Annotated in this window: 14 protein-coding genes; 2 read left to right on the forward strand and 12 right to left on the reverse strand. The window is 40.3% G+C overall.

Annotated elements, in window-relative coordinates:
- Window positions 1-41: 41 nt before the first annotated feature.
- Entirely contained in the window at window positions 42-806 is a 765-nt protein-coding gene (locus NFR46_RS02025) for an exodeoxyribonuclease III (RefSeq protein WP_251574275.1), read from the reverse strand.
- Between the two features lie 323 nt (window positions 807-1129).
- Window positions 1130-2419: an adenylosuccinate synthase gene (locus tag NFR46_RS02030; RefSeq protein WP_251574276.1), complete on the reverse strand. Its 1290-nt coding sequence runs from the start codon at window positions 2417-2419 to the stop codon at window positions 1130-1132.
- A 199-nt stretch (window positions 2420-2618) separates the two neighbouring features.
- On the opposite strand from NFR46_RS02030, the gene NFR46_RS02035 reads away from it, so the two are divergent.
- Window positions 2619-3593 (forward strand): GMP reductase, encoded by a 975-nt coding sequence (locus NFR46_RS02035; RefSeq protein WP_251574278.1) that lies wholly within the window; start codon window positions 2619-2621, stop codon window positions 3591-3593.
- Between the two features lie 240 nt (window positions 3594-3833).
- Here NFR46_RS02035 and NFR46_RS02040 read toward each other — a convergent pair whose 3' ends face one another.
- The 10 genes from NFR46_RS02040 to NFR46_RS02085 form a co-directional block, all read right to left on the reverse strand.
- Window positions 3834-4490: a nitroreductase gene (locus NFR46_RS02040; RefSeq protein ID WP_251574280.1), complete on the reverse strand. Its 657-nt coding sequence runs from the start codon at window positions 4488-4490 to the stop codon at window positions 3834-3836.
- Complete coding sequence (locus NFR46_RS02045) at window positions 4487-5776, reverse strand: sensor histidine kinase (RefSeq protein WP_251574282.1); 1290 nt, start codon at window positions 5774-5776, stop codon at window positions 4487-4489. Before NFR46_RS02045 ends, NFR46_RS02040 begins: the two co-directional genes overlap by 4 nt.
- A gap of 2 nt (window positions 5777-5778) precedes the next feature.
- A complete protein-coding gene (locus tag NFR46_RS02050) occupies window positions 5779-6450 on the reverse strand; it encodes a response regulator transcription factor (protein WP_251574284.1) in 672 nt (223 codons plus the stop codon).
- Window positions 6451-6463: 13 nt separating this feature from the next.
- Window positions 6464-7072 (reverse strand): GTP pyrophosphokinase, encoded by a 609-nt coding sequence (locus NFR46_RS02055; RefSeq protein WP_251574286.1) that lies wholly within the window; start codon window positions 7070-7072, stop codon window positions 6464-6466.
- A 164-nt stretch (window positions 7073-7236) separates the two neighbouring features.
- Window positions 7237-8565, reverse strand: coding sequence for an APC family permease (locus tag NFR46_RS02060; protein ID WP_251574288.1), 1329 nt, complete (start codon window positions 8563-8565; stop codon window positions 7237-7239).
- Between the two features lie 104 nt (window positions 8566-8669).
- Window positions 8670-9299, reverse strand: a complete 630-nt coding sequence (locus NFR46_RS02065; protein WP_251574289.1) for a GyrI-like domain-containing protein — start codon at window positions 9297-9299, stop codon at window positions 8670-8672.
- A 42-nt stretch (window positions 9300-9341) separates the two neighbouring features.
- Window positions 9342-11129 carry a glycerophosphodiester phosphodiesterase gene (locus NFR46_RS02070; protein WP_277612839.1) on the reverse strand — a complete coding sequence of 596 codons (1788 nt, stop codon included), beginning with the start codon at window positions 11127-11129 and terminating at the stop codon, window positions 9342-9344.
- A 62-nt stretch (window positions 11130-11191) separates the two neighbouring features.
- Window positions 11192-11611, reverse strand: coding sequence for a hypothetical protein (locus NFR46_RS02075; RefSeq protein ID WP_251574291.1), 420 nt, complete (start codon window positions 11609-11611; stop codon window positions 11192-11194).
- On the reverse strand, window positions 11611-13137 hold the full coding sequence (locus NFR46_RS02080) for a Y-family DNA polymerase (protein ID WP_251574292.1): 1527 nt from the start codon (window positions 13135-13137) through the stop codon (window positions 11611-11613). Before NFR46_RS02080 ends, NFR46_RS02075 begins: the two co-directional genes overlap by 1 nt.
- Window positions 13138-13263: 126 nt before the next feature.
- Entirely contained in the window at window positions 13264-14130 is an 867-nt protein-coding gene (locus NFR46_RS02085; protein WP_251574475.1) for an aldo/keto reductase, read from the reverse strand.
- A 123-nt stretch (window positions 14131-14253) separates the two neighbouring features.
- On the opposite strand from NFR46_RS02085, the gene NFR46_RS02090 reads away from it, so the two are divergent.
- Complete coding sequence (locus NFR46_RS02090) at window positions 14254-14973, forward strand: gamma-glutamyl-gamma-aminobutyrate hydrolase family protein (RefSeq protein WP_251574294.1); 720 nt, start codon at window positions 14254-14256, stop codon at window positions 14971-14973.
- Window positions 14974-15019 lie beyond the last annotated feature (46 nt).

The raw sequence follows: 15019 nt of genomic DNA on the forward strand, positions 1-15019 counted from the left end.
CTGCATTATAGCACACGAGGAATACTAGCTCCTTCGTAGTCCTAGTCAAGATCTACACTTGCTACTAGCTCGATCGGACAATGTTCAGAACCAGTAATGTTTATCAGGATGCTAGAATCCTTAATCTCACTATCAAGAGCGTTTGAAACCAGGAAGTAGTCCAGCCGCCAGCCAACATTTCGTGCCCGTGCATCATAGCGGTAGCTCCACCAAGTATAAGCACCCTTCTTATCGGGATGCTGGTAGCGGAAGGTATCAGTAAAGCCAGCATCTAACAGCTTACCAAAGTCGTTCCGTTCCTCCGCTGTAAAACCAGCATGATGGTGATTTTCAGCTGGTTCAGCAAGGTCAATTGGCTGGTAGGCAACTCCCATGCTGCCTCCAATGATGACTTCCTTTTTACTATTAAGATCTCTTACGTAGTCTAAGAATGCTTGATCCCACTTTTGCCGTTCTGCTAATTTTTGTAATTTCTCACCTGAAAATGGTACATAAGTAGTCACAAAGTAAAAATTAGGATACTCAAGGGTGATTGTTCTTCCTTCACGATCAAATTCTGGATTATTAATTCCAGTAGTTACCTTCTGTGGCTTCTCCTTGGCAAAAACCGCAGTTCCCGCATATCCTTTTCTTTCAGCATAGTTCCAGTATTGATGGTAACCCGGTAGTTCAAATTCGAGCTCATCGGGTTGCAACCGTGTCTGTTGAACACAAAAGATATCAGGATTTAAATCAGTTACTGTCTCACGAAAACCATGTCTTAAGATTGCTTTAAAGCCGTCAACATTCCAAGATACAAATTTCATTATCAAACACTTCCTTATAGTCAAACAACAAAAGCAACTTTCTTCCTTTCCATTGTACAAAGATATAACTATATTTTTAAAATTATTTGATTGATAATTGGTGTCGATCGAAAAAAGGTGAGGAAATTTTTTCCTCACCCTTTATCCGTTACTAATAGTTTTTGAACTCATAGAGTCTAATCGCGGAAATTAACCAGAGCCTTAGAGTCTAACTACGAACGATTCTGATGATTTCATCATCATTCATCGTTCTAGGTTAGCCAACCAGGCTCTCGAAAAGGTTAATTCCCAGCTTCTCACTTCTACTTATTTAATTTTCTAATTTACAGTTCCCATGGATCCTTAACAATGATGGTTTGGATCCGGTCAGCACCAACAGAAACAGTTGCTAATGGCGTTTCTGATAATTCACTAACCCGTTTAAGGTAGTTTTGAGCATTTACTGGTAAGTCTTCGAACTTCTTTACGCCAGTGATGTCTTCATCCCATCCCGGAAGTTCATCGTAAACTGGTTCACAACGATCGAGTTCCTTCAAGCTAGCTGGGTAGTAATCGATTTTCTTTCCATCAAGCTTGTAGGCTTTACAAATCTTAACGGTCTTCAAACCAGTCAAGACATCTAAAAGGTTCAAGCTTAGGCAAGATAAACCGGAAACCCGACGTGCATGACGCATTGCGACACTATCAAACCAGCCAACCCGACGTGGCCGACCAGTAACTGTTCCGTATTCATGACCAGTTTCACGAATCCGGTCGCCAATTTCATCAGTTAACTCTGTTGGGAATGGGCCAGCACCAACACGAGTTGAGTAGGCCTTGCAAATTCCTACTACTGTATTGATCTTGTTAGGACCAACACCGACACCGGTACATACCCCACCGGCAATTGGGTTTGAAGCAGTAACATATGGGTAGGTTCCTTGATCAACATCAAGCATTACCCCTTGCGCACCTTCAAAAAGAACCTTCTTGCCACTATCTAATGCGTCATTAACGATCCGTGAAGTATCAGTAACGTACTTCTTTAATTCTTGACCGTATTCATAGTAGCTTTCGAAAATATCATCAAAGTTAATTGGATCAACATGATACAACTTGGTGAATAATTCGTTCTTTTCAGCTAAGTTCCGCCGTAATTTAGTTTCAAAGGTATCCTTTTCTAACAAATCACTCATCCGGATACCAACACGGGAAACCTTATCCATGTATGTAGGTCCAATTCCATTCTTGGTTGTCCCAACTTTGTGATCACCCTTAGCTGCTTCTTGGCACTTGTCCAAGAGGATGTGGTAAGGGAACGTAACGTGGGAACGACTAGAAATCCGTAATCCGGAAATGTCAATGCCGTTATCTTGAAGGTAGTGTAACTCCTTCAATAGTGCAGGTGGGTTAATAACAACACCATTACCAATCACCGCTAACTTATCCTTACCAAAGATCCCGGATGGCACAAGCCGCAAAGCAAACTTCTTGCCATCGAACGCAATTGTATGTCCGGCATTGTTTCCCCCTTGGGAGCGGACAACAACATCCGCTTCTTGACTAAGGTAATCAGTCATCTTACCTTTCCCTTCGTCTCCCCATTGACTACCAACAATTACAACTGATGACATTATCTTTTCACCTCAAAGTATTAATTTGTAAAAGACGTTTTTACTTCATCATACTACCGAACTTCGGATTAATCGTCAAGAAGATAACGAACATTTTTTCTAGGAATTTTTGTAATTGTCCGATTTTTTAGTTGACGACAGTTAATAAACAGTGCATAATAGCATACGGAATTTTTAAGAAAGTAAAGGAGCTGTTCTCGTGCAAACATTTGATTACGATGACATCCAATTAGTCCCAAACAAGTGTATTATTAAGAGTCGAAAAGAGGCCGATACTAGTACTAAGTTTGGCCCCAAGACATTCAAGATTCCTGTAGTACCAGCTAATATGGAAAGTGTTATTAACGAAGACCTCGCTATTTGGCTTGCCCAAAATGACTACTTTTATGTGATGCACCGTTTTGAACCAGAAGAACGTGCCGGATTCATCAAACGGATGCACGATCGCAAGCTTTTTGCATCCATTTCAGTTGGAATTAAGGATGCTGAATATGACTTCATCGATCAGCTAAAAGCCGAACATTTAGATCCAGAATACGTTACAATCGATGTTGCTCATGGTCATTCTGATTTTGTTATCAAGATGATCCAATACATCAAGAAGAACTTGCCAACTGCTTTTGTTATCGCTGGAAACGTTGCAACCCCAGAAGCTGTCCGTGACTTAGAAAATGCTGGCGCAGATGCCACTAAAGTTGGTGTTGGTCCAGGAAAAGCTTGCATTACCAAGCTAAAGACTGGTTTTGGAACCGGTGGCTGGCAACTTGCCGCAATCCGTCTTTGTGCAAAGGCCGCCCAAAAACCAATCATCGCTGACGGGGGAATTCGTCATAATGGCGATATTGCTAAGTCAGTTCGTTTTGGTGCTTCAATGGTAATGATCGGTTCAATGCTTGCTGGTCACCTCGAATCACCAGGCCACGTAATTACGATCGACGGTAAACGGTATAAGCAATACTGGGGTTCCGCTTCCGAAGTTCAAAAGGGCGCTTACCGAAATGTTGAAGGAAAGCAGATGCTTGTCCCTTACCGTGGTTCAATCAAGGACACCCTTCGTGAAATGCAAGAAGATCTTCAATCCTCAATTTCATACGCCGGTGGTCGTGACCTTGAGTCCATCCGCCACGTCGATTACGTCATCGTCAAAAATTCAATTATGAATGGGGATTACTAAAAATAGAGTGCGAACAGGCATAGAAGTTCCGTAAGACAACAATTTCTCCCGACCAGATGATGAAAGCAGAGGGAGTTTGTTGTCTAGAGGGGCTTCCCTGTGCACTCATTTCGACTCAGTTGCATAAGAAATTTTGGCCGAACACGTTTTTACCACACTCCCCTACTACATATCACATATAAATAACCCAAGACTTATTCAGAGTAATTTATACTACTCTAAACTAGTCTTGGGTTATTTTTAATCGCAAAAATGCAATACTTCACCTAACGGGCGGCGTTCAGATCGGTAACTATTAATCCTTGACTCATCCTCATAACCGAGTGAAATTCCTACAATAAAGCGCTCATCTTCAGAAACATTCAGGAGTCGGTGAAGAATTTCTGGAAAGCGAACACTATTGTAAGTTGGAATCGAACTTAAACCTTGATCCGTTGCCGCTAACATTATGTTTTCCGCAAAGGCACCGGCATCAAAAATTGACCAGTCCGGAGATGCCAGCGGAATCGTAATATAAAGAATTACAGGTGAATTATAAAGGGTGTTACTGGCAGTCGTCATTTGATCATGAGCTTCATCAAATGTCGCAAAGTGATGCACTATCCCGTGACGCCACTTCTTCATATTTTCCTGTGTTTCTGGACTCCAGTCATCTCGTGACATTACTGCCAAGTCCGGATGGCTATGATTTCCAGCAAGGTCTTCTTTATGGTAGGTAGTTTTTATCTGCGCTAAAGAATCACCCATCGCGCAGTACACCTGCCATGGCTGTGAGTTAACCCATGATGGTGCTCGTTGAGCTAACTGAACAATTTTCTTAATGACATCTTGTTCAACTGGCTGGTCAGTAAACTTCCGGGTCGAGTGGCGAGAATTAATTGCTTCCGTTAGTTTCATTGCGTTTCCTCCTGTTTACTACTAATTAACTTCTGATTGGCTCGCTTGATGGTAATAATAAACGAAATTTTGCCGTTTGAATAACTAGCCTTAATCTGTCCACCAAAGTTTTTAACAATGCTTTGGGCCATTGATAAACCAATCCCGTAACCCGACTTTTTTTCGTTAATTGTCCGGGCCTTATCCTCACGGTAGAAACGCTCAAAGAACCGCTGATAGTCAATATCCTTTCCAGCCGCAAATGAATTGGTTACAGAAAGGTGGACGTTCTTTCGCCGTCTACCAAGCCTTAAGTTAAGGTAAATGTCACCATGCGGATCACAATACTTATTTGCATTGTCCAATAAGATACTGATTAATTCGTAAAAATAATGTTCATCCGCCTTGATCATTAACCCCGGAGTCACCGACTTCTTAAAGTGCTTACCATCCTGGATGATAACGTTTTTAAAGTTATCAGCAACCTGGTTAGTAATTTGACTTGCATTAATTACCGAAAGAGTCATCTGTGGTTGTTCTTGAAGCCGAGCCATGGAGACAAAGTAATTGATCAATTTGGTAAGGCGACCAACTTGTTCTTTCGTGCTCCTCGTCAAATCAGTTTCACCGTTCATTAATTCCTGCATTTCGGTGTTAGCTGAAATAACACTTAGCGGTGTCTTAAGTTCATGTCCGGCATTGGTAATGAACTCCTTTTGCCGCCTTTCTGCTTGAATAATTGGTCGGATAGCCGATTTTGAAAAAAGGACAAGGACAGTCGTATATAGCAGAAGGCTAACTATTCCTAAAAGAATTCCTAGGTATGTTACCTCGCGCGCTTTTGATAACATTAAGCTTTCATCAAGAAAGACAACATTGGTCTGTTTACTATTTTCCTTTACCCGGTAAGCATATACTGTTTGTTTATAAAATACGCGTCCTTGAGTTCGGTGACGTTTGAGAACCTGCTGCGTTAGCTTTTGAATTTCTGCTGGTGAAACAGAGAGAATATGGTCATCATCAACCTTCATCCGCTGATCTTGCTTATTAAGTGTCGCACTAAAGTAACGGTACTGGGACAGACTTTCCCGGGTAAACTGGGGCTGCGTAAATATTTGCAGGGGGCTCGGAGACATCCGTGCTGGCATCTCACCCTCATTTTTACTAAGGATCATCAAAATAGAATTTACTTCTTGGTGAGCCCGAAAGTAAGTGACTGAACTAATACTCCCAACGATTGTAATAATAACCAAGAGTAACGCACACGTTGAAAAGATAATAAATTGTTTCCGAAAGTGTCGAATCATGATTACTCACCCTTTAAGAGATACGGTCCGCCTTTTTCACCAATAATCTTTGCTTTCGATTGAATAGACTGCAATTTTTGTCGCAAGTAGCAGATATTAATCCACACTTCTTCCGGGTCGGCTTCATTATCGCCGGCATTCCAGACATGGTTAATTAAGTCGGCAGTTGTTAACTTTTTTCCTGAATTAAGGATGAAGTATTCTAACATCCGTGTCTCTTCTCGTGAAAGGCTAATTGAATTACTACTTTCGAGAACCTGCTCGTTACTGTCTAAGTGCAAATCGGCAAACTCTAAATTCTCATCATTATAATCGTTTGTCCGTCTCTCAAGTGAACGGAGCCGTGCAAGTAATTCCTTTAGTGAAAATGGCTTTGTTAAATAATCGTCGGCACCGGAATCGAGCCCATTGACGCGATCATCCTCTTCAGACATCGCTGTTAGCATCATAATATAAGTCCGATCACCACCAGCTCGAATTTCTTTTAGGGCTTCAATTCCATCTTTTACTGGCATCATAATGTCTAAAATAATGATGTCATAAGCATTTTTCTTTGAAAGTTCAACTGCCTCTTGACCGTTATTAACGGCATCTACCTGATAGTTAGATTGTTCCATGGCCATTTTTAAAACTCGAGCCAGTTGTTCTTCATCTTCAGCGAGTAAAATTCTCATTTTAAACTATCACCTAATCCTCTTGAATTAATTGCCGAATGGTTTCCATTTGAATATCACAGGATGCTAGTTGATCAGCACAGCGCTTTAGTTCCTTGCCAATCCGCTCCGGATTTTTAACATTATGCTTATACTTTATTTCATGTTCTAAACTTGCCCAAGAGTCCATTGCAATTGTTCGTAACTGGATTTCTACATAAAAATGACCCGGCAGGTGACCATCCACATCCCGATAATCCTCAATCACATCCAGAATCAAATGGTAGCTCCTGTAACCATTTGGCTTCGCATTTGAAATATAATCCTTTTCTTTAATGACCGAACACCAATCAACGTTCCGTAAAATTGCCAGGCAACGATCGATATCACTAATAAAATTACAAACTATCCGGATCCCGACAGCATCCCGACACTTACGCAAGGCAGATTCAACCGTTAAAGGGTAATTTTTTCTTTGGCATTTTTCTTCCATACTCGCCGGCGTCTTTACCCGGCCAATTAAGTGTTCGTATAATTTTGGTTGATGTTTGTCAATTTCTTGCTGGTTTAATTGCCGAATTCGTTTCTCCACATCGAAAAGAATATTATTTAACGTTTCTTCGTAAGGGCCATAGATCGTCATTGATCAACACTCCTTATTATTTTTAATACCCTAAACACCTTCCATTATAACAATCTTTTCAAAAGTCCCTTAATGATATGAAAATCCTAAAGCAAACTTAAAAAGCAAGGAACTGTATAAGATATTCACAGCTCCTTGCTTCCTAATTATTACATTTGATATCGTTAGTCGGCTTTTTCCTCCTTATTGTAACGGTTCATAAAGAAATATGAAATAGCAGCTAAGACAGCTACCACCGCAGCAACTAGCAAGGTTTTCAGAGTAAAGTTAGTAATCATGTAAGCAGAAATTATCAAGGCAGCAACCGGAATGATATATTTTCCGGGAAGCTTAAAGCCCTTGTTAGGAAACTCTCCAGTATATTTAAATTTGATTACTGCAAGGATTGATGGGACGTACTGTACAAAGCTAGCTAATACAATACAAGATACCAAAAACAAATATGATTGGGTAACAAGAAATACGGCAACAATTGCAGTTAAAATAATTGCAACCCACGGTGCGTCATACCGGTTTTTCTTATCTATCCACTTAGGCAACATTTGGTGCTCGCCCGCTAATGAAGCTATTAAAGTTGGTGTATCAAAAGAAAACGCAAAAGCGACTCCAAACATACTAATCATCATCCCTACAATAATTACCACATATCCCCATTCACCAACTCCATCCTTAAACGCTTGAGCAATTGGCGTGGTGTACTTAGAAGTTGCAGAGCCTAATATCCCGATTGCAATAACCATCATTGCAGAATAAAGAATCGTTACACTTAACATTACGGCAACTAAAACTCGTGGAATATTTCTTTCCGGATTTTTCATTTGTTCAGCCGCAATCGGAATGAATGAAAAGCCACAAAACATGTAAAAAGTAACGCTAAAGGCTGCTCCAAAGTGTTTAATTAATGGCATTGCTCCCGTAGTTGCCGCTTTGGGAATTACTGGAGAAAAATGGGCAAAGTGAATAAAGAATATCCCGACAACAATAAAGATAATAATTGTTAACATTTTGGCTGCTGAGGAAATATTGTTGAACGCTTTAACAATCGTTCGACCAAAGAAGTTGATAATTGAGAAGAAAATAATCATCCCAAATACACTCGAATAATATAGCCAATCATTATTAAACGCTGGAATAAAACTCTTCAAAGTAGTCAAAAAAGCAACAATTTCGGCTGCCATTGTGCAGCATCCTAAAAACCACACAAAGATCCCTACTTCGTACCCCCAAAAGCGACCAAAGGCATTATAGGAATAGATCCATGCAGCTCCAGAATCACTAAATCGACTAGCCAAGTCAGCATAGCAAAGTGCAATCAAACTTACTGTTATTGCTGCAAATAGCATTACCCCAACTCCCGCTAAGTTCATATCTTTATAAATCTCTTGTGGGAGTAAGAAGGCTCCTGAACCAACAACACCGTTAATTCCTAGAAAGTAAATTGACATAAAAGAAAGTTTACGGGGGCTTTTTTGTTTCGTCTTAATTATCATCATCCCATTTTAGCATAAAAATATTAATAATTATAAAGCCATTATAATGCTTAATATTAACAGAAATCAAACAATTAGAATTATCATAATTTATATTAGGGGCTTGCTTATTCTTTCACCGGAATGCGAATAACAGTCTTAAGGTTCCCCACCTTCGTCCTTCTTGGATCAGACAAATAGATTTCGTGGTGACGGCGTTTAGAATTAAAGTCAGTTTCAAGTTTATTTTTCGTAATAAATTGGTGCATTTTGGCAATCGTCTGTGGTTCATCATACGAACCAACATGCATTACTTGAACACACTTTCCTTCATTTAATTGGAGAAGCTTAACGTTGGTAAAATCCTGTTTCTTTTTGCGGGACGCTTCCTGGATTGCCCATTTCAAAACTGCTTGGTCAACAAAATCTGGCATCCGAATTAAGGCAATAAATTGAAACTTTTCCTTATGCCCATAGTCAATTCCGTCAGCAACACCATCCTGCCACCAGAGCCCTTCTAATGGTGGGACTACGAAGTCAAAATAATCCTTAATCTTATGATCGCCTTTTTTACTCATCTTAATCGTATAGGCAACGGCATAAAGTGCTGCAATTGCCTGTTTATATTCGCTACCTTCAACGTTTGGATCTCCGTGGCCACTCACTGCTAAATAGGTCATTTTCGGTATATCAACTAACTTAACTCGTTTGCCAGGTAAATAAAAATGTCGTTCTTCCCGTTTAAAATCATATACCATTTATACTTAACCTCTTTTTTGACTCTCAGGATCACTAATTTTCTATGGTTCTAAGCCACCAGCATTAGGAACCACTAAAATGAAGTTCAAGATTCGGTTAGCGTAACTCTTCGAATTCATGAAGTCGGTAATTGCTGAGTTTAGTTCCCCTAAGTTATCAGTAATAATCCCATTAACGTGATCATACATCATTTGTTTCATCACCCTTGGATCATTAACTGTCCAAGAGTAAACATCATTTTTCTGGCGTTGGGCTTGCCTAATAAATTCAAAGTTTAATGTTGAATATTCCATTGAATATCCATCCGCAACACTCTTTGGGTAAGAAAAGTTATAAGGCTGAATATAAAGAACTTTCAATTTTGGATTCAGTTGTTTTAAACCAGCTACGGCACGATAATCAAGCGAATGTACCAAATCATGATCTTTAATAATCCTCTTACCATATTGCTGGTTAAAGCGTTTGAGCATCCCCTTTGAATCTTGTGGGGTAGTTTTTACCTCAACCAATAATTTTTGGTGAAGCTTTTCTGCAGCATTCAGGTATTGATCAAGACTAGCAATTTTAGCCTGATGACCATTCTCGCGAGCTGTCAATTTTGTTAATTGAGCCAACGTCAATTCGTGTGGTGCTTTGTCGACTCCCGTTAATTCTTTAAGGTTTTCATCGTGGAGAACAACAAACTTGTGATCCTTAGTTTCATGAACATCCATCTCAATATAAGTTGGTTTTAGTCGATGCGTCTTTTTCATTGCTGGGATTGTATTTTGAACCCCATTTTTCTCTGCCACACCACGGTGAGAAATCGTAACAGGTCGTGTCATCCCGGTTCCTTTAAGGTAGTAATAATTATTAGCAATGGCTAGGCCACCGAGGACAACAACCATCATACCAAGCGTTGACCAACCTAACCAGCCAACTCTTCTTAGGTGCCCTTTGCTTACTGAAAAATCATCAACCAGGCCAATCACAATTTGTAGGGCGATCATCCCTGTCCAAATTGTTAACAGTTCACTCACTACTTGGACTAAGGTTAGATTAAAGATTGCCGACATGAACGCTAATTTCCCGGGAAATAGATCCATAAGTGATTGCAAGCCGTAAATTAATAAGTAGAAGAGAGCCAAAATAATAACCGTAATTAATCCAAGGACAATTAGTTGTTCTATATATTGCCACCACTTAAGTTTACTGGTTAATTGCCAACTTTCTCTTAGCGCTTGCCGTGTTCGGTACTGGCGATAAATTATCAATGGTAAAGTTAAAATCAAACGAATCCCTAGAATCGTAATGACAATATAAAAAATAATTAAGATCGTCAGTAACACACTATTTCGTGTCATGAAGTCAAGGATAAATTCAGGAATTTGAACTTTTGATAATAATGGTGTGCGAAATACAAGATCCACAAACGGAAGAACTAGAATAAAGTAAAGAAGCAGTAACGGAGGGGATCCTGGTCGAATATTTTGCATTGCTAACCAAGATTCCTTCAGTAACCGCTTAAGGCTAATCTGACCACCTAAAATTAAGCGTAGTCCTAATAAAAGAAATGCAAACTGCCAATAAATTACCAACAGTAAGAGAATTAATTCGATTAACAAACCAATTACAACCAGGGTATGTTGAGTTATTAATATCCCGATATTCTGGTAAGAAATAAACGGTATTCCTCCAGCTTGTAAAATATAGGTTGCCGTTAACCGAAAAATTGGGATGAAGACCAGCTGGTTAGCTAGATCCATCCCTACAAACAAAATAATAAATGACACCCAATGCTGCCAAAAATTTCTTGAATATTGACAGAGATTACGCCAAATTACTCTCAAAGTTACTCCCTCTTTAACAAACTCCTACTACATGCATCTCCACTATTATACAGCACCTATAATTAACGAACTTCCTTAATATTAGCAATCGCAATTGCTGGTCGCTGATTAAAGAAAACTTTTCCCCGTTCAACTTTAACGGTTGATACCTGATCCCGGAATTCTTCGTAAAGCCCGACCTCATCATTAAAGTAGTTAATAGTAACCGTGCTTTTTGTCCCGGCTAACATTTGAAGTTTCTTTATGATCCGACGTTCCGCGCTTGCCGAGAGATATTTTTTATGAGTGTATATTTCAGCCTTTTTTTGGATCAAATTGCCAAATCCCGTTAAGGCAGCAAAGGGCGCGAACTGCCCAGCACGATCAGAGCGAGGCATTGGTAAATGTCCCTTTGATGGTTGGTAAGGACGATTAATAATGTCATTATACCGAGAAGTGTCGCTAAATAATTTTTGTTCAATTATTTTCTTTTCATCTATCATTATGCCCGGTGTCCCCCAATTTGGTCATTTCGTTCCTTCGTTGTTGATCCTTTTCGCAAATCTCCCAGGTGAAGAATAACATTCTTATCACCAAGTTTTTGTTGTAGTTTAAGGATTGTTGCTTGGAGTTTTTGATCCCGTTGCCGTTTGATTGCTGCAGTTCTTTCTTGCCTAATTTCTTTTTGGGGATCTTCAAAAAGGTTAGTCTGTTTAAAGCGAGCCGTTTTAGCCGCAACCTCTTCATCCACCATATGAGTCGAAATTAACGTTATTTTCCTTATCAGGAGGTGCGGATTAACACACTTCTCGTATAGTTGTTTATAAATCTGGCGCAATTCTGAGCTTGAAGCTGTCGGCAATTCTAGTTTCTGATGCGCGTGACTTGGTTTAGCGGTTCTCCGTCCATAAAAGTCCTCTACTACTGGTCCCTGGTAGTTTGGTGCATACTGGAGGTTTTGTGGATCATAATGGATAACAATCCCAAAATCAGCACTCACAACATGACGTTTTACCATGGTTAAAGCAACTGAATCAACCATCCCCAGAGCAGCCGCCAATCCCTCACGGTACTTATATGGTTTCATCAGGACCTGGCTAGAATAGATGCCGTGTTCTTCGGAATGGTAATTCTTTATATCGGCAATCGTCGCTGTCTCGTGTCCCCAGGCGTGATCAATTAATAGTTCGGCATTTTTTCCAAACTCGCGGTATAGGACCTCTTCATTTAATTGATCCGATAACTTACCAATTGAACAACGGGCAATGTCTCCCATCGTGTGTAAGCCTAACTTCTCTAACCTCTTAGTATAGCCACGGCCAACTCGCCAAAAATCTGTTAGTGGTTGGTGAGCCCAGAGATATCGTCGGTATTGGTATTCATTCATTTGTGCAATCCGGACACCATCTTGATCAGCTGGGATCCTTTTAGCCACAATATCCATTGCCACCTTTGCAAGGTAGAGATTGGTCCCGATCCCGGCTGTTGCGGTAAGACCCGTTTCTAACTGGATCTGTTGGATAATCTGCTTGGCTAACGTGTGTGGCGAGACCTGATGTTCAACAAGGTAATCTGTAACATCCATCATCACCTCATCAATCGAATAAACGTGGATATTTTCAGGCTTAATAAAGCGCAAATAGATCCCATAAACTTCTGCACTGCGCTCCATGTAAAATTGCATCCGTGGTGAAACGATTCGAAAGCCTACCCGTAAGTTAGGTGACTTTAATAACTTTCCCCGGTAAATTGAACTATGTTTGGATAAGTGATGACAGGTAGCCTTCTTTGCCCGCTCCCTATTAATTCGGTCAACGATTTGTTGAACTTCGTAAAGTCGGGGACGTCCAGGAACGCCAAACTGCTTCAATGCTGGCGAAACAGCTAGACAAATTGTTTTATTCGTCCGTGAGCTATCTGCAACCACTAAATTAGCATTTAATGGATTCAAGTGGTGAGCGATACACTCAACGGAAGCATAAAAAGACTTCAAATCAATTGCAATATAGATTCTTTGCTGACCTGCCATCAACGGCGCTCCCTTACTATTTTTATTTATTATAGCATTTTATCGAACAAACGGTCGATAAGCAAAGTTAAAAAGATCCCAAAGCTCGAAATACTCAAACTCTGGGATCTTTTCAATTATGGCACTTTAGAAATCTGCTTCATCTGGATCAGCACATTGACCACCAAGGTTAGTCAATAAGCTAATCTTCTTCATTTCATCATCGGCTAATGAAAAATCAAAAATTTCCTTATTTTGGATCATCCGGTTTTCATGAACTGACTTTGGTAGTGGGACAATTCCCTGTTGAATAATCCACCGTAAACAAACTTGAGCAGCTGTTTTACCATACTTGTCAGCAATTTGCAGAATTGTTGGGTTCGTCATTACATGTGCTCCCTGACCACCAAGCGGAGCCCAAGCTTCCACAAGAATGTTATGAGCTTGAAGGTACTTTACCTGTTCAGTATGCGGCCAACCTGGGTGAACCTCAATTTGATCAACTGCAGGGGCAACTTTAGCCGTCTTCATAAGTTCAACAATGTGGTGAGGCATAAAGTTACTTAATCCGATTGCCTTAATCTTCCCCTCATTGTACAAATCTTCCATGGCCCGCCAAGTTTCAGCGTTGATCTCACTTGCTTTTGTTCCAAACTGCTTTTGGTTTGCTGGCCAGTGAATCAGGTAGAGGTCTAAATAATCCATTTGGAGACGATCCAACGTTTCCTGGAAAGCTTTCTTGGTTGAGTCGTAACCGCGGCTATCATTCCACAATTTACTGGTGACAAAGAGGTCCTTCCGGTCGATTCCTGAATCTTTAATTCCTTTACCAACCGCCTCTTCGTTCCCATATACGGCTGCTGTATCAATATGCCGATACCCAACCTTGATTGCATCTGCAACTGCCTTCTCGGCTACATTAGCGGGTGTTCGGAAAGTTCCGTAACCCACACATGGAATTTGGGTACCGTTACTTAAATTTAGTTTTGAGTTAATACTTGTTAATTCGATCAAATTATTCACTTCTTCCTCACTTACTATTATATAGTTTTTTCTTTTTTTGAGTAGTTTTTTAATTCTCCTTTCCTCTCTATTAAAATTCTATTATAATGCTATTAAAAAATTAGGAGACTAAATATGAAACCACGAATTGCTATTCCAGCTGACACTTTAACTGAAGCGACAAACATCATCAACGAACGAAATGCAGCTTTTGCCCCACGACCGTTAATTGAAGCAGTCCTAAAATCAGGAGGGCTCCCCGTGATCTTCCCCAGTGTGGATCCAAAACTTATCCCAAACTATCTTGACTTATTTGATGGAATTATTTTTGCTGGTGGAAGTGACGTTGATCCAACTTTTTATGGGGAAGAACCCCACCAAAAACTGGGACCAACGTACTTCAAACGTGATCAATTTGAAGTTGCGCTTGTAAGGGCCGCCCTAAAAGCTAATAAGGCTTTAATGGGAATCTGTCGAGGAATGCAGATAATTAACGTTGCCCTCGGCGGAACTATCTTTCAAGACCTCTCAGAAGACCCTCGACAAACACTCAAGCATTCACAGGATGCTCCCGGCAACTTTCCCTCTCATCACGTCAATGTTGAACAGGATAGTCGAATCTTTACCCTGGTTGGGACGCGACCTTACGTTAACTCTCGTCACCATCAAGCCTTAAATCAAATCGGAAATACCCTTAGAGTTACCGCACGGGCTGATGATCAGATCCCTGAAGCAATTGAATCAATCGATAATGATCGGGTCCTTGCCGTTCAATGGCATCCAGAAAACATGTTCAAACACTACGACTATTCTCAAGCACTCTTTGCCGACTTAATTCACCGTGCGCAAAAGTAATAAGCTTAATACATTAGCTACCATTTAGCTTGAAATATAAAACATA

This window comes from Limosilactobacillus agrestimuris, from assembly GCF_943193105.1.
GTDB lineage: Bacteria > Bacillota > Bacilli > Lactobacillales > Lactobacillaceae > Limosilactobacillus > Limosilactobacillus agrestimuris.

Excerpts from the sequence above, each read along its gene's own strand:
- NFR46_RS02025 (WP_251574275.1), bottom strand. The coding sequence starts at position 806 with ATGAAATTTGTATCTTGGAATGTTGACGGCTTTAAAGCAATCTTAAGA.
- NFR46_RS02030 (WP_251574276.1), bottom strand. The coding sequence starts at position 2,419 with ATGTCATCAGTTGTAATTGTTGGTAGTCAATGGGGAGACGAAGGGAAA.
- NFR46_RS02040 (WP_251574280.1), bottom strand. The coding sequence starts at position 4,490 with ATGAAACTAACGGAAGCAATTAATTCTCGCCACTCGACCCGGAAGTTT.
- NFR46_RS02045 (WP_251574282.1), bottom strand. The coding sequence starts at position 5,776 with ATGATTCGACACTTTCGGAAACAATTTATTATCTTTTCAACGTGTGCG.
- NFR46_RS02050 (WP_251574284.1), bottom strand. The coding sequence starts at position 6,450 with ATGAGAATTTTACTCGCTGAAGATGAAGAACAACTGGCTCGAGTTTTA.
- NFR46_RS02055 (WP_251574286.1), bottom strand. The coding sequence starts at position 7,072 with ATGACGATCTATGGCCCTTACGAAGAAACGTTAAATAATATTCTTTTC.
- NFR46_RS02060 (WP_251574288.1), bottom strand. The coding sequence starts at position 8,565 with ATGATGATAATTAAGACGAAACAAAAAAGCCCCCGTAAACTTTCTTTT.
- NFR46_RS02065 (WP_251574289.1), bottom strand. The coding sequence starts at position 9,299 with ATGGTATATGATTTTAAACGGGAAGAACGACATTTTTATTTACCTGGC.
- NFR46_RS02075 (WP_251574291.1), bottom strand. The coding sequence starts at position 11,611 with ATGATAGATGAAAAGAAAATAATTGAACAAAAATTATTTAGCGACACT.
- NFR46_RS02080 (WP_251574292.1), bottom strand. The coding sequence starts at position 13,137 with ATGGCAGGTCAGCAAAGAATCTATATTGCAATTGATTTGAAGTCTTTT.
- NFR46_RS02090 (WP_251574294.1), top strand. The coding sequence starts at position 14,254 with ATGAAACCACGAATTGCTATTCCAGCTGACACTTTAACTGAAGCGACA.